This is a genomic window from Pseudogracilibacillus auburnensis, assembly GCF_003201975.1.
Lineage (GTDB): Bacteria > Bacillota > Bacilli > Bacillales > Amphibacillaceae > Pseudogracilibacillus > Pseudogracilibacillus auburnensis.
Genome location: NZ_QJJQ01000016.1, coordinates 18,979 through 42,583, shown reverse-complemented (window position 1 = coordinate 42,583; position 23,605 = coordinate 18,979). Strand labels below are relative to the sequence as shown.

18 protein-coding genes are annotated in these 23,605 nt (G+C 35.7%); 17 read left to right on the top strand and 1 reads right to left on the bottom strand.

What is annotated here, in order from left to right:
* Nucleotides 1-5 precede the first annotated feature (5 nt).
* From DFR56_RS18215 to sda, 4 genes are all read left to right on the top strand, one after another.
* Nucleotides 6-902 carry an NAD(P)-dependent oxidoreductase gene (locus DFR56_RS18215; protein ID WP_158525711.1) on the top strand — a complete coding sequence of 299 codons (897 nt, stop codon included), beginning with the start codon at nucleotides 6-8 and terminating at the stop codon, nucleotides 900-902.
* Between the two features lie 53 nt (nucleotides 903-955).
* Nucleotides 956-2,383 (top strand): aldehyde dehydrogenase family protein, encoded by a 1,428-nt coding sequence (locus tag DFR56_RS18210; protein WP_110396878.1) that lies wholly within the window; start codon nucleotides 956-958, stop codon nucleotides 2,381-2,383.
* On the top strand, nucleotides 2,319-3,266 hold the full coding sequence (locus DFR56_RS18205; protein WP_244916580.1) for a sulfite exporter TauE/SafE family protein: 948 nt from the start codon (nucleotides 2,319-2,321) through the stop codon (nucleotides 3,264-3,266). The genes DFR56_RS18210 and DFR56_RS18205 overlap by 65 nt, the downstream gene beginning before the upstream one ends.
* Nucleotides 3,267-3,437: 171 nt before the next feature.
* Nucleotides 3,438-3,644 carry a sporulation histidine kinase inhibitor Sda gene (gene sda, locus DFR56_RS18200; protein WP_425326638.1) on the top strand — a complete coding sequence of 69 codons (207 nt, stop codon included), beginning with the start codon at nucleotides 3,438-3,440 and terminating at the stop codon, nucleotides 3,642-3,644.
* Between the two features lie 474 nt (nucleotides 3,645-4,118).
* Here the strand turns inward: sda and DFR56_RS18195 are convergent, their stop codons facing one another.
* Nucleotides 4,119-4,832, bottom strand: coding sequence for a sigma 54-interacting transcriptional regulator (locus DFR56_RS18195; RefSeq protein WP_110396958.1), 714 nt, complete (start codon nucleotides 4,830-4,832; stop codon nucleotides 4,119-4,121).
* Between the two features lie 86 nt (nucleotides 4,833-4,918).
* Between DFR56_RS18195 and DFR56_RS18190 the strand changes: the two genes are divergently transcribed.
* The 13 genes from DFR56_RS18190 to DFR56_RS18130 all read left to right on the top strand — a co-directional run bounded on the left by DFR56_RS18190 (nucleotide 4,919) and on the right by DFR56_RS18130 (nucleotide 23,527).
* Complete coding sequence (locus DFR56_RS18190; protein WP_110396876.1) at nucleotides 4,919-5,389, top strand: hypothetical protein; 471 nt, start codon at nucleotides 4,919-4,921, stop codon at nucleotides 5,387-5,389.
* 5 nt (nucleotides 5,390-5,394) lie between these two features.
* A complete protein-coding gene (locus tag DFR56_RS18185; protein ID WP_110396875.1) occupies nucleotides 5,395-7,089 on the top strand; it encodes a hypothetical protein in 1,695 nt (564 codons plus the stop codon).
* A gap of 17 nt (nucleotides 7,090-7,106) precedes the next feature.
* Entirely contained in the window at nucleotides 7,107-7,295 is a 189-nt protein-coding gene (locus tag DFR56_RS18180) for a hypothetical protein (RefSeq protein WP_110396874.1), read from the top strand.
* Nucleotides 7,292-7,858: a hypothetical protein gene (locus DFR56_RS18175; RefSeq protein WP_110396873.1), complete on the top strand. Its 567-nt coding sequence runs from the start codon at nucleotides 7,292-7,294 to the stop codon at nucleotides 7,856-7,858. Before DFR56_RS18180 ends, DFR56_RS18175 begins: the two co-directional genes overlap by 4 nt.
* The gene (locus tag DFR56_RS18170; RefSeq protein ID WP_110396872.1) at nucleotides 7,855-9,417 is read left to right on the top strand and encodes an AAA family ATPase; all 1,563 of its coding nucleotides are present in this window, start codon (nucleotides 7,855-7,857) and stop codon (nucleotides 9,415-9,417) included. Before DFR56_RS18175 ends, DFR56_RS18170 begins: the two co-directional genes overlap by 4 nt.
* Before the next feature lie 1,197 nt (nucleotides 9,418-10,614).
* Nucleotides 10,615-14,841, top strand: a complete 4,227-nt coding sequence (locus DFR56_RS18165) for an adhesive domain-containing protein (RefSeq protein WP_110396871.1) — start codon at nucleotides 10,615-10,617, stop codon at nucleotides 14,839-14,841.
* A gap of 49 nt (nucleotides 14,842-14,890) precedes the next feature.
* Entirely contained in the window at nucleotides 14,891-16,483 is a 1,593-nt protein-coding gene (locus DFR56_RS18160) for an LPXTG cell wall anchor domain-containing protein (RefSeq protein ID WP_110396957.1), read from the top strand.
* Between the two features lie 169 nt (nucleotides 16,484-16,652).
* Nucleotides 16,653-17,486, top strand: coding sequence for a class C sortase (locus DFR56_RS18155; RefSeq protein WP_110396870.1), 834 nt, complete (start codon nucleotides 16,653-16,655; stop codon nucleotides 17,484-17,486).
* On the top strand, nucleotides 17,473-18,156 hold the full coding sequence (locus DFR56_RS18150) for a class C sortase (protein WP_110396869.1): 684 nt from the start codon (nucleotides 17,473-17,475) through the stop codon (nucleotides 18,154-18,156). The genes DFR56_RS18155 and DFR56_RS18150 overlap by 14 nt, the downstream gene beginning before the upstream one ends.
* 83 nt (nucleotides 18,157-18,239) lie before the next feature.
* Entirely contained in the window at nucleotides 18,240-19,343 is a 1,104-nt protein-coding gene (locus DFR56_RS18145) for an AfsR/SARP family transcriptional regulator (RefSeq protein ID WP_110396868.1), read from the top strand.
* 472 nt (nucleotides 19,344-19,815) lie between these two features.
* A complete protein-coding gene (locus DFR56_RS18140) occupies nucleotides 19,816-20,937 on the top strand; it encodes an ROK family transcriptional regulator (RefSeq protein ID WP_110396867.1) in 1,122 nt (373 codons plus the stop codon).
* Between the two features lie 2 nt (nucleotides 20,938-20,939).
* On the top strand, nucleotides 20,940-21,932 hold the full coding sequence (locus DFR56_RS18135; protein ID WP_110396866.1) for an asparaginase: 993 nt from the start codon (nucleotides 20,940-20,942) through the stop codon (nucleotides 21,930-21,932).
* 14 nt (nucleotides 21,933-21,946) lie between these two features.
* On the top strand, nucleotides 21,947-23,527 hold the full coding sequence (locus DFR56_RS18130; RefSeq protein WP_110396865.1) for a glutathione ABC transporter substrate-binding protein: 1,581 nt from the start codon (nucleotides 21,947-21,949) through the stop codon (nucleotides 23,525-23,527).
* The last annotated feature ends 78 nt before the right edge of the window (nucleotides 23,528-23,605 follow it).

Below are 23,605 nucleotides of genomic sequence, written 5' to 3'. Positions count from 1 at the left end.
GATACATGGATAAAAAGCAACAAGTAGGGTTTATCGGTTTAGGTGCGATGGGAAGCCTAATGGCGACACACTTATTAAGTAACAGCATAGAAGTACATGTTTATGATATTCAGTCAACACTATGTAATGAGATTGCGGAAAAAGGTGGTATTGTTCATCCGCATCCAAAATCTGTAGCAGAACATTCCATGGTAATTATTTGTATGCTACCCAATCCATCAGTTGTTCGAAGCGTAATCCTTGGAGAGAACGGTGTGTTGGAAGGAGTAAAACGAGAATCTGTCGTTATTGATATGGGAACTGTTGGACCATCAGTTGAAATTGAATGTGCCGAACGATTGCAAGAAAAAGGCGCTCATTTAATTGATGCTCCTGTTGGTAAGGGTGTATGGGCAGCAGGGAGTGGGGAACTCACCATTTTAGCAGGTGGAGATAAGGAAATAATTGCAAGAGTGGAAGATATATTAAATATGTTAGGAGAAAAGATCATTTATTGTGGTCCACTTGGATCAGGACAAGTAGTAAAACTATCGAATAATTTGGCCTCCTGCGTTAACATGGCTGCATTAAGTGAGTTATACGTACTTGCTCAGAAAAATGGAATTGACATCGATGTGATTCAGGAAGCACTGAATGGTACGGCTGCTGATAGTTGGCATCTGCACAACTCTTTACCAAGAGTGAAGGAAGATGAATTTTCTCCTGGATTTAAGACAAAATTGGCGCATAAAGATTTAGAGTTGGTTGTAGGGTTAGGAGAAGAGCTTGGAATTGATTTACCGGTAAGTAGTAATGCATTATCTTGGTATAATAACGCGATTGATAAAGGATATGAAGATTTGGACTGGAGTGCTTTAGCAAAGGCAGCACTAGAGAAAGTCGAATCAAAATCTGTTAAATAATGAAGTAAAGCTAGTCGATAGTAAGATTAAATTTAATAAAAAGGAGATCGTTTATGCAGGACTCTTGGATTAATAATCAATCAATGAAAACTAGTTCAAATGAAGAAATATTGATTTTAAATCCAGCTACTGAAGAAGTGATAGATTCCATTCCAAAGGGATCGCTTGATGATGTCAATAATGCTGTCCAGTCAGCGAAAGAAGCTTTTGATAAATGGAAGAAAATTTCTCCAAAACAACGTGGAAAGATGATGAAGCAAGTTGCTAGAAAGATAGAGGAGAATATTGAATCTATCGCTATCATTCTAACGAAGGAACAAGGAAAACCATTAGGTCAATCAAGAAGAGAAGTTGCAGGTATTATTGATTTACTACAAGAGTATGCTGAGCTTGCAGTAGTATTTCGAACAGGGAACCAAGGTGCTGATGTAAATGAACTAGTGTTTCAAAAATGGCAACCTAGAGGAGTGGCAGCTTGTATTGTACCTTGGAACTTTCCACTTCAAGTTGCATTTGAGTCTATCGCTCCGAACTTAGCTGTAGGAAATACAGTTGTTGTAAAACCATCTGAAGAAACACCGTTAAGTCTTGCATATATAGCTGAAATTGCTTTCAATGAATTACCGCCTGGAGTTTGTAATGTTTTATTAGGGGCGGGAAATACGGTTGGAGAAGGATTGATCCGTCATGAGGATGTTGAAGTAATTGTTTTTGTAGGAAGTGAAAAAACAGGGCTTCACATTGGAGAAGTAGCTGCAACAAAATTGAAAAAAGTTATTTTAGAGCTTGGTGGAAAAGATGGAATGATCATTGATGATACTGTTGATTTAGACCGAGCAATAAAATTTGCAGCTGATTCATGTTTTGCAAACTCAGGACAAATTTGTACCTCTACCGAAAGAATTTATGTTCATGAGAATATTTATGATCGGTTTGTGGAAGGGTTAACGAAGGAAGCTGAAAAAGTTCGTTGGGGAAATGGTGTGGAAGAGGGAGTAACCATGGGCCCAATAATTAGTAGTAGACAACAACAATTGATCGATGAACATATACAACAGGCTGTTTTTCAAGGGGCTAAAATACTAACTGGTGGTAAAAAGGAATCGATTCATTCTCGAGGTTATTTTTACCCTCCAACTGTTGTTTCTAATGTCTCACATGATATGAAAATAATGAAAGAAGAAACGTTTGGCCCAATTGCGCCAGTCGTGCCATTTAAGGATTTCAATGAGGCAATTAATCTGGTAAACGAAAGTCCTTTTGGATTGTCAGCAATTGTTTGTACAGAAAATAGTGTACATGCAATAAAGGCAATTGAAGAACTAGAAGCAGGAATGATTAAGATTAATAAACATAGAGGAAAAAGTCCTGGCGCTACTTCGGAAGCATTTAAGCTCAGTGGGATAGGATATGGGTATGGCATCGAGTTTATGCAGGAACTTACGAAACAAAAATCTATCCATTGGAAAGCTAGTCTTTGATTGGGTGATCGTTATGTGGTTGTTAGCTTTATTGATCGGTCTGTTGTCGGGGATTGTTATCGGACTAGTAACTGTCGGTGGGAGCATTATTGTGACAAGCATGCTGATGCTGATGTCCGCTGTTTTTCATTTACAATTAAATATGAAGCAAATCGTAACGACTACAGCTTTCTACACATTGTTTACGACGATTTCAGGAGCAATTTACTTTTGGATACAAAGACTTGTCGTTCATAAAATTGTTCTTTACTTTGGGATTCCAGCCTTACTTTCAAGTATGATTTCTTCTTTGTTAGCTAATTCTTTGAACAATCAAGTGTTGCAAGGAATCTTTGCCTTCTTTTCGCTACTTGCTGCAGTGGCAATTATTTTACCAAGTAGTAATAAAGATTTGCGAACGGATATGGAATTCCCGTATGTTATTTCGATTATTTTAAGTATTATTATCGGGACGGTCGGCGGCATGATTGGCGTTGCGGCCGGATTTCTCTACATGCCGATTTTTCTCCGACTGTTCCGATTATCTGTCAAGCAGGCAATAGGGACTGGAATGTTTGTTGGCGGAATGCTCTGTGTCGGAACGATTTTAGGAAAGTTAAGCTGGGACTATATAAGAATAGAAGTAATTGTTCCACTGAGCATTAGTGGAATAATCGGCGTGCTAATTGGTGGGAAGTTGACAACAATTATTAGTGAAAAGTGGTTGAACCTTTTGATGTGCTTAATTATTGCGGCAATCGCTGTTCAAACGCACATCGTATTTTTGGCGGATTCTTTGATGGTGCCGTTGCCAGTAATCATTACTGTTTCTCTCATCATGTCAGCGACTTTTACATGGCTTATTTTTAAATATAATCCTATTCGTGAACGGACGGGAGCCTAACTTACTTTTGCATCTAGAAGAGCCTGAAATCGTTATTTTATGACAAATTTATTAGAAAAGCTTGTGCAGCTATGACTAAACTTGCATGCTGTTAAATGCTTTCTACTTATCAATAACTGAATATTACCGAAATGAGTAATGATGAAACTTTATAAAGAAAGGTGATGGAAAATGGGGATGGATACATGTAAAAAAACATCTATCCTATATCCAACTTTAACGGACTCTTTACTCCAAGAAACATATGAAAAGGCTTTGAAGTTAAATTTAAATGTGGAATTTATTCTTCTGTTAAAAACGGAAATAAAACACCGGAGAAATAGGAAGGTGGAAATACAGAAAAGTAAATCGGCTAAAATAAACAACACTATTAGATAGTTAGTAGCCGTCAAAAGAACAGGCATAGAAATGAAGGAAAATATGGGTTTAAACCACTGACAAAAAAGGTTCGTTAATAGTCAGTGGTTTTGTTTTTTCGCTTCTTTAATAGTCTATTCAAAATGATGTATGATCTCTCCTTACTATTATTTTGAGATAAAGTGATGAATGGGGGAGTCATTGTAATAGGGTAGACACAAAACCACTTACGGAAATAACGGAAAATTAGTCAATGATGATCGATTGAGTATGTTGGAGATTTTTGTACGGAGGATTACAGTGTATTTGGTCGGAGGCTCTTACAAATGATTTAAGTTACCGGATCAAGATTGAATCGCCATGTTCACAATTAGCGTGTATGACAAAAAAAATCTTGATCAGAATGGTTTATTTCATCCGACTCAAGAATTTTGTGCTTATATTCAGACTATTATGAGACCAACAATTTTTTTTTTCTTATTTACTATATGTTTTTTATCCATTAATTTCGTATTTTTTTAATCGTTGATAAAGAGTTGCTCGGGATATACCAAGTTTTTTTGCGGTGATACTCTTATTTCCAAATGTTTGTTCAAGTGTTTCGAGAATTCGCTCCTTCTTCATATTACTTTTTTCATCAACCAGTGATCGTGCCTGATGATCGTTATGATTTGGTAATAACTCTAGAATTTCAGAAGCGGTAATATCATCGCTCTCATTAATAATAAGCAGTCTCTCAATAAAGTTTTTCAATTCTCGAATGTTTCCAGGCCATTGGTATGTATCTAAGACCTCCATCACTTCTTGGTTAAAAGTAGAAACTTTATAGTCATATTTACCACCTAGCTCGTGTAGAAAAGTGTATACGAGTAAAGGAATGTCTTTTTTTCTTTCTCGAAGTGGCGTAACATGGATTGGAAAGATGTTCAAACAATAGTACAAATCAGAACGAAAATCCCCTTTTCTTACCATCTCTTCTAGATCACAATTGGTTGCGACAATAACTCTAATATCAACTTTTATTGGTTTTTTTCCTCCAATACGGTAAATTTCACCCTCTTGTAAAGCTCTTAATAACTTAACTTGCATTTCAAGAGATAATTCTCCAATTTCATCTAAAAATAATGTCCCTCCATTTGCTAGTTCTAATTTTCCAGGAAAATGACAGTACTTTAAAATAGTTATTATTTTATTCACAAAATTATTCATTTGCAATAAAGTTTGCTACTATATAATTATATAGTCCTACATTTTTTGGATTTATAAACAAAAAAAGAGAAGGGAGGAAATATTGATTGAGAAGACCACTCTTACATTCAAAAACGAATACTCAACTTTCCTCTAGAACAGAAAGTCGTACAAAGGTTGAATATACAGGTTTAGCTCTTGAAAAACGTTTACGTCAAAAGCGGTCATTAAATTATGTAAATGGTTTTACACAGTTGGACGCAGGGACAGTTACTTGTAATCATACAGAGATTGATGAACTGATTCAAAAGATAAAGAATGAATTCTCAGATCTTCAACCTTATCATTACCCTATCGGAATTATTGCAAAGTGTTATCTCGGGGATGATTTTATTGTGCATACTTTAGATACTAGATTAGAAATTGTAAAACATTATAAAAAAGGGGAAGCGCTTCCTTCTGAGATGGATAGAGGGAAGAGTCTTGCACTTCATCCAAGCTATGAATTTATCGAAGTATATTCAGATACATTGCGGGCGGTTTCCAGTAATGGGAATGTAGCTATCATTAAGAGGTGAGAAAAATGGGAGAACGAGTGATACGTACTGCAGATTTGAGAAATATGGAATCATATCTTAATAATTTAGGTAATAGTGTAAATATTGTTGCAGGACAAATTGAAAATGTAGGAGCAGATCTAAACAATACTAAAAATACATTGGATCAACTAATCAATGAGTTCCATCAGTTTGTCAGGTCAGACCAATTACAAAAAAACGTTCAATTGGCAGAGACTCGATTAGTGAAAGTACGCCAAGAATTGGAAACAGAATACGGTCATTATGGTGATGTAAGAAGACGTGTAAATGGAATTCTCCAAGCAGTGGATACAAGTTTAATTAAAAAAGAAACAATCGAAAATGCCTCGGAAGATCAAATGTTAGCTGCCCCTCGTTATTGGTTAGCTCCATGTTTAATAGCTTTGTCAGCTTGGATAAATGATAATAAGGAATTAGCTGAAAAAGCAATGAATGAAGCAATACGCAGAGATAACGAAAAGACTGCTCTGTTTTTTGCTTTAGTAACTCGTCGAGGTGCAAGATATAAAGCAAGTAGAAAATGGCTCGAAAACTATTTTGGATTACAAGATCCACATCAACTGGAAAGAGAAATAGTTGTATTAATTGATGGGTTTACCAATGGTATTTTTGGACCAGACGCAAGAATAAAGTGTGGAAAGAAAGTAGAATCGTGGATAGAGGAGTTATCACAAAAAGTAGGATTTGTGGAAGAACAACGAGAACAATGGAAAGTTGCTTTAGAATCAAAAAGTAAAAAGGTTGATGAAGAATTATATCCTTATTTGAGAGAGTTCGGGAAAAATTGGGGAGAGATAGAGCAGAGTTTAGAGGGTGTTAAATTACATAAAATAATAGCAGATTATTTTCAGGATGTTTTTGCAAAAGAAGTAACACCTGTTAAAAGTATTGCTGTTGCAGTTGATGCCTTATTAGATACTTTAGTTTCTAGGTTCGATGATGAGGAACTTCCTCTGCGCCGTGATGAAAGATTGCTTTCACTTGTCATTCAAGAAAATGGAGATCAAGAAAGAGCCGAAAAACTATTCGAGGAAGAAAAGGTGATTGAGAATCAAATAAGTTTTACTCAATTGTTAACTAATTTTTCTATTCATCCAGAAGTCTCGAATGCTTCAATTGCTACGCAAAAGTTTTCCATTTCCCTTTCAAAGGATTGGATAAAGAGTGCACATGAAGATTTAACAGCCGAAAATCGAGCGAATGTTCCAATAGATATTAATTTATCCATTGATCAATGGGAGGGCGTTACCCAGGATGGTACAAACGAAGAAGAGCTCATAGTTTCAATAAACAATCATGTGGAAAAAAGAAGAAATGCAGCTCTTTCTAAGGTGAAATTGGGAGTGCAGCATTGGGCTGGGTTAATTGGAGGAATACTTTTTACTCTAACAGGTTTTGGAGTACCATTTTTATTTATTCTAGCAGGATTTTGTTACCTTTATTTCTACTTAGGCAGAAGGAATTTAAGATCACGTAAAGCTCATATAAGTTCTGAATTTGATCAACTATCTAAATATTGTACTGAAAATTTACGTGCTTCTATAGCTGAAGTTGTCGATTACAGAAGGGATTACAAAGAAAATGACGCTAATGCCCAACTTGTAACAGAATTTTTAGACGGTATCTCACCAGAACAATATACATTTTCAAGCTTTGACTCGGCACGCTCTGTGCAATAATGGAAAGGAGTACTAATATGAATCAAGGAAAAGCTAGTTCACCGGTTGTCTTAAATAGAAATAAATCGAGCGAAACACAATTTATCGAAAAACTAAAAAAAGTGGAAGAGGAAACCACAAATAGTGCCCTTGCCATCCAATTTCCTGATTGGGATCTGACTCCACCTACTACTCTATTAAAAAGAAAGAGATCAAAATTATTATGAGATCTCCTAAAACATATTCTCAGTGGATGGAGTGTTTTGACCGTTTAAAAGAGGGTGCTCAAGACGAACAAATTATTCAATTGATGAAGCAAGGAACCATTGAATGGACACGTGGAGTTGCAGAAAGAATGACTGAAGTTCTTTATCAAACGATCAAATTTCGTATAGAATATGCTTCAGATTTATTTCAAAAGGAATTAAATCATTCACGAGGGAATGAAGTACTTATTGCAAAAGGGCTACTAACCTTAAGAAACAGATTAGCTTTAATGTATGAGGTGGCACAATTTAATGCATTCCCTAAAGAAGTAATAGATTCGATGAAAAAGGTAGTAACGGACTATGCGGAACAAACGCAAGAGTCATTAGAAGACAGCGCTAAAGCAGATCGGACGGGAAGACTAAAAATGCTCATCAAAAATAACCCACTAACCAACTTTAATCATAAACATAATGATTCGATTTCCCCTGAAGAAAATGGGTCAGCAGATATGAACATTAATCGGGAAATTTCTAGGGATAACAAGTTCGGTCAAGTAAGGAGACGAGTGATTATAAGATGAATGATTTACAGACATGTTTAACTACTTTAGAAAGTTATTTAAAAGCACGGATACCTTTTATTTCTATTCGGACATCGGAAAGATCTAGAGCACTTGAGGTTGCAGCTCAACTTTCACATGAACTAAATATATCTATTTACTTTCATACCATTTCCCAAGGAACTAGAGATATTGTTTCTAATAGATTGGTGAACGATGATCGCTCCATCATGGGCGGACTAGATTTTGCCAACCAAAAAATAGCTCAACAACAGAACTTAACTTTTATATTTACTGAAGTTCAAGATTTAGAAGAGGATACCCCTACATCAAGACAATTTCAAGATTTGGCCATGTTTGCAACACAAACAGGTGGAAGTATTATTGTGATTACAAATGATCCGGTTTGGGGACCGCTACAGCGACTTGGAATGTCCATTACATTAGACCCACCAAATGAAGATGAAATGTTAGAGTTAATTCAAGATCAAATATCTCCTTATCGTGGTGAATTTGAAATTGAATGGGGATTAGAAGAAGAAAAACAAGCTGCAGCAATATTAGATGGGATAAGTCAAATTGAGGCAGAAAATGTAATTGCAACGTTACTTGCTAATGGGGCAATTCGAAATGAAGACTTAACTCAACTAATGCATGCGAAAGATCGTATTTTTGCAGATATCTCAGGTATAGAAAGAGTCCCGATCAGAGAAGACTACCAAATTGGTGGTCTTGAAGGACTGAAAAGATGGCTTGAGGCAAACGAAAAGCTACTTACAGCTGATCTACGTGAGCGAGGAATTCGGCCACCACGTGGAGTCTTACTTGTAGGTGTCCCAGGATGCGGTAAATCACTTTCTGCAAAGGCGATTGCATCCCTTTGGAATCTCCCTCTTTACCGATTAGACCTTTCAACAATTCACGGTCAATATCTAGGGCAAAGTGAAGGCAGATTAAAAGAAGCATTAGCGACCGCAGACCATGTTGCACCATGTGTATTATGGATCGACGAAATTGAAAAAGGACTAGCCGGGGCTACGGGTTCAGGCGATGGCGGAACTTCAACAAGATTAGTTGGACAATTTTTATTTTGGTTGCAAGAAAGTTTAGCAAGAGTGTTTGTTGTTGCAACGGCTAATGATGTTTCTCAATTACCGCCTGAATTATTAAGGCGTGGACGTTTTGATGAATTATTTTTTGTTGATTTACCGAATTCGAAAGAAAGAGAAGAAATAATTCGTATTTATGTAGAAAAAGGATTACGGCGTGAAATCGATCAAGACTTATTAGATAAACTTGTACAAATATCAGAAGGTTTTGCTGGTGCCGATCTTGAGGCGGCTGTTCGTGATGTGGTAAAGCAAGCTTTTATTAAGGGTGATGATTCAGTTACTGATCAAACATTTATCAATTATTTTGAAAATGTTGTTCCTTTATCACAAACTAGCCCAGAACAAATTGATTTTATCCGAAACTGGGGGCGAGAAAGAGCTGTACCTGCTGGAAAACCGTTTGAAGAAAATCAGACAGAGCAATCAAGTTTTTCAAGAAGAAAAGGTCCGAGAAATGTTATAGTATAAACAATCATAAATCCGCTCACTTTCGTGAGGCGGATTTTTATTTATATTTTTTTGATGAAGTTATATCGTCACTTTTTTTCGCTTCTGTTTTCTTTAACGTTCCATTTACATCTGTAGTCATCTTCTCCGGTATTCATATTATTAATGGTTAAATCAAAGCTTTTATCAAAAACAAGTAGATAAAATCGAGTTTCATTCGGCATTATCTACTACAAGTATTTGTAGGATAGAAACGGATTATGTACCGTTAAATAATTGCGTAAGTTATGTATGGTTGGAATTTTATTTGTTATAAGGCTGGGACATAACTAAAACGACCATATCGAAAGACGAATAATGTATTACCTTAGCGAAGTATATTTCCAGAGCGGGTTATATGCAGCTACCATTGTTCGGGTTTTTCTTTGGTGAAAACACTTTTGTCCCGGCCTCTTTTCTGAACAATATGAAAGAGTCTGTTCCAATCCTGGATCAGGACGGTGCTGATTTTTGGACTTGACTGCGCGTACCCAGAGTTGATAATGCTAGACAACCCAAACAATGAATGTTTGGTATTTTTACATAAGAGCAGCCCCACAATCTCATTTTTTATTATCTGCAGATAAAAACTATTACTATCTGAGTGGTTCTCCCTGTTTATTTAGATTATCCCCCCATTTTCTTTCTTGTAAACTTTTATGCTAGTAATAAATATCTATCTTTTCCCTTTAAGTCAATCCATGAAATCACCTTATTTTACGATGAAAAGTCGAAAAAGGCCGAATATATAAGTTTTTTGTAAAAAAGTAAAAATGATCAAAAGGGATTGGTGAAAAGGTTCTATCACAATAAAGGTTTCTTTCATAACAAAGGATAAAATGAATCAGAACAGTAAATATTTAGGAGGATATCAAAAGGAAAAAAGCATTAGTATATAGTATCTATACGTTTTTGTGAAAGGGCAAAATTCTCACATGAGGTAGCATCATCGTATAGGTAGATTAGCAAAGGGAAGAAGACCAATCAACTATTTTGCTAAGATTTATTAGTTGAAAAGTAAGCTATTGTGACTAAAAATATGGATGTTTATTGCATTTTTTAGTATTTTAGGAAATTTGCTTATTTTCTGAGAATGATATAACTTAGTGGAACAATGTGATAAAGAAGGTGGTAAGAACTAGAAAAATAGAATAAATACAGCATAGAAGGAGGATTTTCGTGAAAAGGTTGTTATTTGTATTACTAATTGGTTTGCTCGTATTTACGCAAGGGATTCAACCCCTATTACATGGCGCTGCAGCTAGCGTAAAGGAAAATAATATTACTATTTATGTTGATGATCATGCAAGTAATGAAAAAGCAATCGTGAAGGTAGAAGTAGCAAATGATGATCAAAAGAGTATTCAATTAATTCTTCCTACAGATACTTCTTATGATGAGAAATTAATGAACGATGTTAAACAAGAAAATGTAATAATTCATTATGACCGATCAAAGCACATGCTACAGTTAACTTGGGAAAATGAACCTAATAAATTAGAAGCTACGATTATTTTATCTAATATTAAAAATGAAGTAAATGAAGTGATCAGTAAAAGTATATACGAAGATGGCGAAAGTGAGGAAAAGAAACATTTATTTAATGTCACGATTGAAAATGATGAAGTTGCTCAGCCTGAATCTGTTCATGAAGAAGTGACGGAAGAAGCGTCTTCCACCGCGCATAACGAGGTTGAAACAGATCAAGCGGATGATGAGGAAGCAAACGCTACAGAACAAAAAACGGATGAAATACAGAATGAAAAAATAGGTGAAGCAGAAGAAGCAAAGAGGAAAGAAAAGGCAGAAGAAGTAGAGTCAAATGAAAAAAGCACAATGCAAGTAACACCTTTTTCTGGGAACTTAAACGTTGATATCGATATTTCACCGCAAAGAAATACTGTATTAGCAGGTAACTCAGCCGCCTATCATCTCGTATTAAAAATTACTGGGTCGCGTACAGAATATACAAATGCGCAAATAACCGTTGATTTACCGATTACTGACTATACGAATTTTACACAAGATGTAAGTGAGCTTATCATCGATGGGGTGACGCCGACTTACAATGAATCAACCCATCAATTAATCTATGCATTTGATTCTATTAAAGCTGGGAGATCCTATGAAACGACGGTAAAAGTGAACACGGAAAATGGGGTCTCACCAGAAGGTACAGAGTTAATTGGGAAAGCAATGTTTGAAGCGGATGAACAACCAGCAATATCAGATGAAGCGATTGTTCATATTAATGCATCAAATACAATCACAAGTTCAAAACAATTTTTGGAAGTTAGTAATAATGATCGGAATCTTCCTTACCCAAATTCAAATACAGTATGGGAAATGAAAGTAAGCGTTCCCAAAAAAGATACGGGGCAAATGTATATAAAAGAAGGCTCTCAAATTGTTATCACAGATACATTGCCAGCAGGATTAACGTATGTGTCGACGGAAAAAGGACCAGAGCCAACGCAATCAGGCAACCAATTAACATGGACATTTGATGCTCCAACGATTGATGACCAAAAAAATGCTGAGGATGAGCTGTTTTCAACAACGCTACAAGTATGGTTGAAAGTAGAACCAGGCACAGTTGATACAACACAAGAAAATAATATTGAAGTAGAGGGAACTTTTATTAATGATGAGATAAGCACATCTACTGCTAAAGATCAAATTTTCATCGTAGATTCTGAAACGGCTAATGGAGATATTGTAGGATCCTGGTATATCCCAAACCATCTTGGTCCAGACGATTCAGGTGGAGTTGGAAATAATGACAATCGGAACCCGAATCCAATCGTGTACGATGATGAAATACTCCAATTTCGACATGGAATAGCACCCCTGCTTGAAAGTAAACATGGTGATTTTCAACTGTATACGACATCGTATGAAATTGATCCGAATTTGATTTTTAAAGAATTAAGAACACCAGGTGGCTTTATTTATCGACCTAATTCAAATTATCCCAATGGTATTCCTTTACAAACTGATCCACTCTTTAATATAAAAGCGATAGTAAATGGATCTGAAAGAATGTTAGTTGAAGATGCAAATACGAATGAATTGTATACGAGAAGTGACTTTGGATTAGAAGAAACAGATGTTGTCAGTGTTATTTACTACGATTTCACCTATGCTCCAGCTGGGATGCTAAATGTGGGAACCCCACAGTATTATTTTGAAGTCATTCCCGGCTATGTTGGAGAAGTAAAAAATGTATTCGACGTTTATGGCGTCAATGGAGCAGGACAAGCATTTAGTAACGAATATAATTCAGATCCACTCGCGGGGCCTCGAACGGCTCAAATTGCTCCTAGACCAGAGACCCAACCTCCTATTGCAATGGTTCAAGTTGAATTACTTGATCATGAAAGCGGAGAAGTTATTCATGGGGAAAATAGATTAAAAGTGGCTTTAACGAATGCACAAAGCTCAACCATCCATATGCAAAAACAATTAGAAACGGTTGTGTTATTGCCAGCTGGGGTGACAGTGAATGACAATCCAAATGCCACATACATAGACGGTGATGGTCGATCAAGTCAAAATACTTCTTCAGCGTTAGGTGGTAATTATCAAGTTTTAAGTGATGATTACAATGGAAGTGGGCGACAACTGATTAAAATAAATTGGAATGACAGTCGTTTGCGAATTGGAAAAAATGTAGCTGCTGAACTTGATGTAACTATATCCCAATCAACACCTAACACATTACAGTTTGATGTGTATGGATTCTCTGGGGACGAAGAACTTCGAGTTCCAGAAACATCTGGTGGGTCCATTACAGACACAGTTCTGCAAACAGACGAAGGTGATATAAATGGAGACGGAATTACCGATCAACCCCGTTTAAAATCTGGGAATTTATATACAATTCGTGGGAAATACGATATTCAAACCGAAAAGCTTGTGAAAGGTGAATTAGATGATGAATATACGTATTTTGGACATACGATCCCAAGCGGCTCCATTGATTATCAAGTGAAGCTAACGAATACAACTGGTGTAGATATTACAGAAATGACGTTAATGGATGTGCTCCCATCGGTAGGAGATCTTGGTATTACGGATAACGTTGATAGAGGTAGTCTCTTTACGCCGAAAATGACGAATTCGATTGTTTTGCCAGCAGAATGGCAAGATAAAGTAAATGTATTTTACAGTACTGCAAAAAATCCACAGCGTGATGATTTGACGAGGAATACGGCTTATCCTGATACAACGACACAACTGACGAATCCAGCTGGAGCAGAAGAGCCTAACTGGGTCATGGAAACAGATGTGACGGACTGGTCAACGATTCACTCGTTTAAGATTGAATTAAAAGAAGGCATTGAATGGGTGAAAGGGCAAGATATGATGATTCAGTTTACCATGCAAGCCCCGTCAGAACTTGAGGTAGATAGAGAAGTATTAGATACCTCGGTTGAACCGACAGAGCGTGCCGCATGGAACTCTTTCGCTGTAGCGACAGATCACGGACAGCCTGTTGAGCCATTACGTGTTGGGGTATATATGGATTATGAGGTTGAAGACCCAGCCGTTGAAAAAACAGTGAATGATTCTAAGGAAACAACTGAACTTATTGATCGTGAAGAGCGATTTACATGGAAAGTAGAGTACGATTTTGGAAACTATACAGGCAACTGGGAATCTGTAGTGTTTCGTGACGAAATTCATGAGCTGCTTGATATTGAAGCTGTTCAAGTACTAGATCAAAATGGACAAGATGTGAGTGCGAATGGAGAACTTGATATTACGAACAATGTAGTGACCTTTACGTTAAATAAACAAGATGAAAGTTTTGCTTATTTAACAGGACAAACATATACGCTCGTGATCGAGTCAAAAATGAAGGGGTCAGCGACAGATGAAGAATTAGAACCCTTTATCCAAACAGGCGGAATTCCAAATGAAGCAGAGTTAATTATTAATGATAATCCAACCCCATCAAATGAAGTTAAGGTGAAACCACCGGTTTTAGGGGATATCCAGATCGTTAAGATGGATGCAGCGACAAATGAAGTATTAGCAGGGGCAGAGTTTGAATTAATGAAATGTCCAGAAGGAAATAGTCGCTTGACAGATTGTACACTCGTGACAACTGGCATTTCCGATGAAAATGGTACACTTACTTTTGAAAAGTTACAGCTTGGATCTTACCAATTAATCGAATCCAAAGCACCTGAAGGATATCGTATAGTAAGAAAGCCAATCGCTATTGAACTAAAAGATCAACATAATCGTCAAGTAGAAATAGAAGTAGAAAACAGTAAAAATAATTGGGAATTACCAAAAACAGGTGGGATTGGAACGCTCGTATTCTACTTATTTGGAGCAATTCTTATGACAGGCGCGTTCATTTTTTTAGTTAGAAAGAATAAACAAAGTAATTGATTACTTGTTTCACGATTTCAAACTAACACAACGATAAGGGGGCTTTATCATGCAAATAGTGAAAAAAAGATCATATAATTTGTTACTAGTATTTACACTTTTGTTATCGGTTTTTGTCCCAACAACTGCATTTGCTTATGACGTTATAGGGGATGAAAACAATCCAAAGTTAACGATTCATAAATATGAACAAGAATCAGACGACGGTCAAGTAGACGGAACAGGACATGCTGGGCAGACACCGGAAGGAACTCCACTTGCTAGTGTCGAATTTACTTTAACGCAAACACATGCGTATAATGCGGATACTGATGAATGGACGGAAGTAGCTGGGACTCCTTTTACAAGAGTAACCGATGCTAACGGACAGATTGTTATTGAAAATATTGATTTAGGTCGTTATAAGATACAAGAAACTGATGGTCCCGCACACGTTAATTTACATACAGAAGAATATTCTGTTGATATTCCAATGACAAATCAAACTGGAAGTGAATTAAATTATGATGTGCATATTTATCCGAAAAATGAAATCATTCGTGGCGCAGTAGAACTATTAAAACTCGATGGGGAAACAGGTTCAGCGCTTCCTGGAGTCGTCTTTGAATTATATAAAGCAAATGACGATCTCGTTCAAGGAGACTTGGTAACAGATCCAGACGGATATATTCGTATAAGTGGACTTGAGTATGGTGATTATTACTTTAAAGAAATTTCTGCTCCAAATGACTATGTGATTATTGGAGATAAAATTCCTTTTTCAATCACAGAAAGTGGCACAGTACAACCAGATGGTACGAAAGAAGGAACAGTAGAAACAATTACGATCGAAAACTTTAGAGCACCACATATTGAAAAAACGGTAAACAATTCGACGGAACCGCATGAAACGAATCGTGAAACCGAGTTTACGTATAATTTAAAAATAGCTTTACCAGAAGATATTGCCGAATATGAAGAATTTATTGTAACAGATAACTTAGATGAAAGGCTAGCTTATACTGGGACGTGGACTGTGGACGGTGTGGATGCTTCTATCTTTACATTTGCTGAAAACGGACAAACATTAACATGGACAGTAAATGATTTTGCAGCATTAGATGGGATTCCTTTTGTCACCATTAACTTCACGGCGGAAATAAAGGCTGGTGTAGAAGTAGCACCGATCCCGAACGATGCAAATATTGACTTTACAAATAATACAGGAACTAATGGGAAAAAGACGCCTGAACCAGCGATCGTTATTCCGACAGAAGGATCATTAAGCATTGTAAAACAAGATGGTAACACAGCTGAAAGACTAGCTGGTGCAACGTTTGAACTTCATGATTTAGATGGAAATGTGGTCGTATCGGGAACGACTGATACTAACGGAGAGCTTGTTTGGACAGGACTTGATTATGGGGACTACAAGTTAGTTGAAACGAAAGCTCCTGAAGGGTATCGTATTTTAAAAAATCCGATTGATATTACGATTGATAAAGAAAATAGTGATATAACATTAACGGTTGATAACTTTGAAAACGGTTGGGAACTTCCGACAACCGGCGGGATTGGTACGATACTATTTACATTCATCGGATTAACTGTAATGGGCTTATCAGCTTATTTATATATTCGTCGTAAAAAAGTAACCGCATAATAGCAAGAAGAGGCTGGGACAAAATTGTTTTTATCAAAGGGAAATCCGAACAATGATGGCTGTATAACCCGTTTCGGGAATATACTTCGCTAAGGTAGTGTATTGTTCGTCTTGAAAATTTGTTATGTCCCAGTCTCATTCTATTCACAAATAGAAAAGAGAATGCATGATGAAAAAGAGCATTTTAATTTTTATTTTTTTAATCGGTTTCACTATTTTTTCGTATCCTTTTATTAGTAATTTATTTGCAACGAAAGAGCATTATACGTTGATTAATGATTATCATGAAAAAGTGCATGAGATGGAAGCAGAGCAAATCACAAAGGAAAAGGCGAAAGCTCGTGAACATAATGAACAATTAGCGAAATCAGAGGTAGTTTATGTTGATCCTTTTTCTGATGAGGAAGAGAGTGAAAGTACAGTTGGAAATAAAAGCTATTATGATGCATTGCAAATAAATCCTGCAATCGGTACCATTCATATTCCAAAAATAGATGTTGAGTTACCGATATATCATGGCACGGGTGAAAAAACCTTATCAAGAGGAGTTGGACATTTAGAAAATTCATCATTGCCAAGTGGGGAGCTTGGAACCCATAGTGTGTTAACGGCTCATCGTGGTTTACCGAGTTCAAAACTATTTCGAAATATGGATGAAATGGCTATTGGTGATCATTTTTTTGTTCACGTGTTAGATGAAACATTAGCATATGAAGTACAGTCTGTTCAAATCGTTTTACCACATGAAACAGAGTGGCTACAATTTTCTGAAGAAGATAATATCGTCACCCTGTTAACTTGTGAACCATATATGATTAATACGCATCGAATGTTAGTTACTGGTTATTTAGTACCTTATGAAGAAGAAATAGAGTCTAGTCAAGAAGAAGCAATAAACCTTCCTTTTTTCATCATGATAGGGATCGTTATCGCAGGAATTTTCACCATATGGTTGATATGGCGGCATAAAAGAAAAGGTGGGCGAGCAAATGAAGAAAAATAGTTGGATGATTCTTTTGTTTTTGCTTGGATTCTCTATTTTAGTATACCCTCATATTGCCCAATGGATAAATGATTATTTGCAAAAAGAGCAAGTACATCAATTCCGAACTGAACTGGAAGAAAAATCACTCGAAGAAATTGAACAATTAATGGAAAAAGCACAACAATGCAATGAAAAAATATATTACGATCATAATGGGTTTCGCGATCCTTTTGGGGATAATGAAGAAAAACTCCATCAGTTTCAAGAGTGTTTAGGGATACATGATGAAACGATGTTTGGAGCAATCGAAATTCCAAAATTAAAGCTAGTAGTTCCAATTTATTTAGGGGCAACGGATGATATCTTAAGTAAAGGCATTGGACAAGTAGAAGGTTCATCCATTCCGATTGGTGGTGAAGGTACACATACTGTACTTGCTGGTCATCGTGGAATGGGGACAAAGGAGATGTTTCGTAATATTGATGAGTTAAATGAGGGGGATTTTTTTTATATTCATACGATGAATGAGTCGTTAACATATCAGGTTTATAAACAACAAATTATCTACCCTGATGAGACAGATTCATTAGAAATTGAAGAAAAACAAGATTTAGCCACATTACTAACTTGTCACCCGTATCGTCATAACTATCAAAGATTATTAATTCATGGAGAACGTGCAAATTAATAGATTATCAACCTTCCATTTGGGAAGGTTCATGACTCATGACTAAAAGATCTGGCAACTTTAATTTGTAGGGGTGATGAATTATGAAGGACAAAAAATTAAAAGTGATGATACTTTTTGAAAGGGAACTTTTACAAGAAGGGCTCAAAAGTATTTTACAAAGAGAAAAGTCAATCGTTGTTATCGATGCGAAAAATGAGTATATTTATCAAGCGATAATGACATGGTTTCCCCATATATTGCTCATTGACCAAGCGATATTGAAAAGTAACCAGCTAGAGATTACAAAGATAGTAACTCATTTTCCAGCTTTGAAATTATTCATTCATTCTGTTCGACAAAGAGAAGTGGAAACTTTAGTGAATGAACTAAATATTAAAAATGCATACTTTTTAGGTAATTTGTCGAGTAATGATTTAGTGTGTACAATTAAAAAGTTAGATTCAAATTCCCATGCTAATAAAATAAAAGTAAATGTACCTTATTCTCAAGCGGACATGGTAAACGAGAGTCGAGATACGTATATGATTTGCTGCTTTCAATATTTTCATATAAAGAAAAATGGTAAAATAATGGAGAATATTAATTGGAGAACTCAGAAAGTAAAAGAGTTATTCATCTATCTTTTGCAACATAGAAATCAGCTTGTTAGAAAAGATCGGTTAATCGAGTTGTTTTGGTCAAAATTAGTTGTGAAAAATGCTTATGCAAATCTGTACATTGCTGTTTATCATATGAGAAAAACATTGAAAAGTATTGGCTTAAATATAGTAATCATCAACTCTACTCACTATTATGAGTTAAGATTACATGATGTACAATATGATGTGGAAAAATGGTTAGTAAGTTTAGAAAATATAAAAGTAGTGACGGATGAAATGTTACCATATGTTGAAAATGCAATAGCCTTATATAAAGGTGATTATTTAGCAGATGAACCATATAAATGGTCAGAGCAGAAAAAAGAACGATTAAAAGCAATGTTTATTTCAACAGCCATTTTATTAATTGAGTTTCTTATTACTCAGCGCTCCTATGCTGTGGCAATTACTTATTGCGTAAAACTTCAAAGATTATATCCTGAAGTAAAAGATTCCAATTGTTTATTAATGAAAATATACGATAAGCTTGGGAAAAAGGAAAATGTCGAATATCAATATAATAAATTACAACAAATGATTCATTAAGTTAAATAGATTTGAGTGGAATATTTTATGGGGAGTTAGTACATTTTTGGGTAATCATATCAGAAAGCCCCTTGTTATTAAAATTCAAAATGAGTTGTATCGGTTATTACACAAATACCACTGACATATCATTACTAGTCAGTGGTATTTGTGTTCCTTTTTTCTCCAAAGAAATGACTTCCTTCATCCTTATCCCGGATAAAGTTTTCTACATTTCTACTATATTAAATAAGTATAGGGGTAAGGCCTAATGTTTTTCTTCAAAAAATGCTTGACTAGGTATAAACCTTAATTTATAATCTTTATAACATGGTGTTACAAATTAAGAGTAATTACATAGTTTTTCAATCTTATATACTCTTTATTTTATGTTTTTTACAATAATTAAATATAAATAATAACATGGTGTAAAGAAGGTGAGACTATCAAAGTTAAGGATCAGCATTTTTTAAAAAAGCAGAATCAGAGTTTAGTGCTTGAACTTATTGTAAATAAAGGACCAATTTCCCGAGCGGAGATTGCTAAGCAGATGGCGATGAGTCCGACGTCGGCTTCTCGAATTGTTGCCTCATTATTAGATGAAGAATTAATAAAAGAGGTTCACTTGTCACAGGGAGAAGAAGTAGGAAGAAAAGCTACATATTTTGTGCCGAATGAACATGCTGTTTTTTCGGTTGGGGTTGAAATTGATATAGGCATTATCCGAGTTGGTTTGATGAACTTAGTCGGGGATTTATTTGTTGATCATTCTTTTAAAACGGAGACGGACGAAATTGAAAAAGTAGTAGAATTTATTGAACGTACTGTTAGTAATTTAATTTTAGAAGCAAATATTTCGTCAGATCGAGTAATTGGGGTATGTGTTGGTTTGCCTGGTCTCATTGATAATGAATTAGGAATTGTTGAACTTTCAGCTCAATTTAATTGGAAACAAGTTTCTCTTCAACAAATGATAGCGGATAAATTACCTTACAACATTTATATCGATAATGAGTTGAAATTAAAAGCATTAGCTGAGTATGTGAGTACATCACTTTCGTATGAGAACGTTGTGATGATTGGTTTTGGTAATGGTGTAGGCTCCGCACTTATTACAAATGGTGAAATTTACCGTGGAAAAGATAATGTATCTGGAGAAATCGGCCATATGACGTTAGATCCTTATGGCGTGCATTGTACTTGTGGTAACTTTGGTTGTTTACAAACATATATAGCAGTTGACTTTTTGCTTGATGAAGCATCAAGAACTCGCCCGATAAAAAATATGGATGAACTAGTAGAGTCATATAAGCAAGGGGATAGACTAGCAGTAAATATTATTGAAAAGGCAGCTACGTATGCGGCAATTGCGATAAATAATGTCGTATGTGCGTACAATCCAGATGCAGTATTTTTATCTGGATGTCTTATAGAAGATTATCCTGAAATAAGGGCGTTAGTCATCGAGAAACATTTAAATAGTACATCGTTCCCGGAAGCACGTTCATTTGAACTTCAAGTTACTCAATTAAAAGGAAATGGTGTTGTACAAGGTGCTGCCCTTAGTGTACAGCGTAAATTTATCAAAAACTTATATTTTAAGGATGGTGCATAACTATGTCATATCCGATTATCGCAAGGGATTTCAGAAATCATACATTGGAGAACACGCATCAAGGTGTTATCTGCATTGTCAATGAAGATAAAGAAACCATATATGAAAAAGGGGATATGGAGAAGAGCTTTTTTTATCGATCTGCTATGAAACCGCTTCAAGCAATTCCAGTCTTTATGTCGAATGTAATTGAAAAGTATCATCTTACCGCTGAAGAGACAGCCTTATTTATGGCTTCACAGCGGGGGGAAAAATATCATGAAGAAACGCTTATTAGCTTAAGAGAAAAATTAGATGTGGATGAGAAAGATTTAGTTTGCGCAAGTAGTTATCCGTTAAACGAAAAACCAAAGTTAGAGTATGTAAGGGCGAATAAATCTAAACGGAGATTATTACATAATTGTGCGGGTAAGCACTTAGGTTTTTTAGGATATACGAAAGGAAAAGGATTGGGGATAGCAGGGTATGAACAACTGGATCATCCTTTACAGCAAGAAATAGTACACTATTTGTCTGAAATGTCCGAAGTGCCTGTGGAGGAGATCGTTTCAGGAACGGACGGATGTGGTGTCCCAGTTCATGCCGTACCGATGAAAAATATGGCATTATCCTATTTGAAATTTGCTGTTCCAGAGTTAATCAATGATGAAAAGCTTAGAAATGCTGTTGTACATATTGGAGAAGTCATGAATGCTCATCCCAATATTATTGCCTCCCATGATTTCGTATGCAGTGTTTTATTAAAGGATAGCAATATTATTGCGAAGGGGGGCGCTCAAGGAGTTTATTGTCTTGCATTAAGGAAAGAAAAAATAAGTATCGCACTCAAAGTTTTAAGTGGGACAGAATTAATTTGGCCATTGTTAATTGCTGAAATTCTTAAGAAAATTAATTATCGGAATGAGGAAACAATTAGCAATTTACTTCAATTGAGATCGGAAAATATAGTAAATGACGATGGGAAAATGGTAGGCGAAACAAAAATATACTTGTAAAAAGGGAGAAAAATATGAAAAAATTTCTTGGATTTTTATTTGTGTTAATGCTTGCACTTTTTAGTGTAGCATGTAGTGGAGATAATGATTCGAATGCGGGTAATGAAGGAAAGAGCGCAAAATCGAGTGAAGAAGCTGGAGATAAAGAAATTACAATTGCAATTGATCAAAATTTTATCACTCTTGACCCTCATAATGCTGGTGATACAGTTTCTATCTTTGGAATCCGTTCGATGTATGAAGGATTAGTTAGTTTTGATGAAAATATGGAAATTATCCCAGCCTTAGCTGAGTCATATGAAATTAGCGATGATGCATTAACTTATACGTTTAAATTACGTGAAGATGTTACTTTCCATGATGGCGAGCCTTTTAATGCGGAAGCAGTAAAAGTGAATTTTGATCGCATTATGGATGATGCAAATAATTTAAGTGCGAAACGTAGCCTTCAATTTGTTGATTCGTTAGAAGTCATTAATGATAATGAAGTGGCATTTAAATTAAATGAACCATTTAGTGCGATGATTAATAAATTTGCAATGGTTCCGATGATTAGCCCGAAAGCAATTGAAGAAGGTACGAAATATGTGGAAGGAAATCCTGTAGGTACAGGTACTTTCAAGTTTGTTGAATGGAAACAAGGAACCATTTTAGAAGTTGAAAAGAATGAAGATTACTGGGGTGGAGACCAAACAAATGTAGCGAAAGTTATCTTTAGCCCTGTTCCGGAAAATGGTTCACGTGTGGCAATGCTTAAAACAGGAGAAGCTGATTTTGTTTATCCGATGCCACAGCAAAATGTAAAAGAATTTGAAAATAGTGATGATGTTACAATTGATGAATCTCCATCCACTATTGCTAGATATGTATCGATTAATACGTTTAAAGATCCATATTCTGATTTGAAAGTTCGTCAGGCAATGAACCATGCTGTTGATAAAGAAGCTTATTTACAAGTAGTAAAAGATGGCTTTGGACATGTCCTTGATTCTACTATGTCATCTGAAACACAATATTATTCAAAACAGGAACCGTATGAATTCGATATCGAAAAAGCAAAAGCTTTATTAAAAGAAGCTGGTTATGAAGATGGATTTGAAGCTGAAATTTGGGGAAATACAAGTTCGGAAACGATTAAAGGAATGGAATTTATTAAGCAACAATTAGCCCAGGTAAACATCGATGTTACGATTAAGTCGATGGAAGAAGGAACATTATCAGACGAAATTTACACACCCGAAAAACCGGAAGATGCAAAAGTACAGATGTGGTATGTAAGTTGGTCACCTTCATCAGGTGATGCTGATGGTGCGACACGTGGTTTATTTAGTAGTGAATACTTCCCACCAAATGGTGCAAACACAGCTTATTTTGACAATGATCAAGTAACAAATTGGATTAAAGAAGCAAATGCTACAGCAGATACGAAGAAACAAGAAGAAATCTATACAGATTTACAACGTACTGTTTATAGTGAAGCACCTTGGATTTTCTTAGCGACTGATATTAACTTAGCTGGACGTAGCAACAATTTAGAAGGCGTATATGTAGCACCAGACGGTTCCGTTAATATTTCGAAAGCGCAAGTAAAATAATTGAATCTTGGAAATGAATATTTTTCTTCATAAACATTTCTTAAGATCACACTTATATAAAACATAAACAAAGGGCTT

Excerpts from the sequence above, each read along its gene's own strand:
- DFR56_RS18175 (WP_110396873.1), top strand. The coding sequence starts at position 7,292 with ATGAGATCTCCTAAAACATATTCTCAGTGGATGGAGTGTTTTGACCGT.
- DFR56_RS18155 (WP_110396870.1), top strand. The coding sequence starts at position 16,653 with ATGAAAAAGAGCATTTTAATTTTTATTTTTTTAATCGGTTTCACTATT.
- DFR56_RS18180 (WP_110396874.1), top strand. The coding sequence starts at position 7,107 with ATGAATCAAGGAAAAGCTAGTTCACCGGTTGTCTTAAATAGAAATAAA.
- DFR56_RS18135 (WP_110396866.1), top strand. The coding sequence starts at position 20,940 with ATGTCATATCCGATTATCGCAAGGGATTTCAGAAATCATACATTGGAG.
- DFR56_RS18160 (WP_110396957.1), top strand. The coding sequence starts at position 14,891 with ATGCAAATAGTGAAAAAAAGATCATATAATTTGTTACTAGTATTTACA.
- DFR56_RS18150 (WP_110396869.1), top strand. The coding sequence starts at position 17,473 with ATGAAGAAAAATAGTTGGATGATTCTTTTGTTTTTGCTTGGATTCTCT.
- DFR56_RS18145 (WP_110396868.1), top strand. The coding sequence starts at position 18,240 with ATGAAGGACAAAAAATTAAAAGTGATGATACTTTTTGAAAGGGAACTT.
- DFR56_RS18170 (WP_110396872.1), top strand. The coding sequence starts at position 7,855 with ATGAATGATTTACAGACATGTTTAACTACTTTAGAAAGTTATTTAAAA.
- DFR56_RS18130 (WP_110396865.1), top strand. The coding sequence starts at position 21,947 with ATGAAAAAATTTCTTGGATTTTTATTTGTGTTAATGCTTGCACTTTTT.
- DFR56_RS18185 (WP_110396875.1), top strand. The coding sequence starts at position 5,395 with ATGGGAGAACGAGTGATACGTACTGCAGATTTGAGAAATATGGAATCA.
- DFR56_RS18205 (WP_244916580.1), top strand. The coding sequence starts at position 2,319 with ATGGCATCGAGTTTATGCAGGAACTTACGAAACAAAAATCTATCCATT.
- DFR56_RS18210 (WP_110396878.1), top strand. The coding sequence starts at position 956 with ATGCAGGACTCTTGGATTAATAATCAATCAATGAAAACTAGTTCAAAT.
- DFR56_RS18195 (WP_110396958.1), bottom strand. The coding sequence starts at position 4,832 with ATGAATAATTTTGTGAATAAAATAATAACTATTTTAAAGTACTGTCAT.
- DFR56_RS18215 (WP_158525711.1), top strand. The coding sequence starts at position 6 with ATGGATAAAAAGCAACAAGTAGGGTTTATCGGTTTAGGTGCGATGGGA.
- sda (WP_425326638.1), top strand. The coding sequence starts at position 3,438 with ATGGGGATGGATACATGTAAAAAAACATCTATCCTATATCCAACTTTA.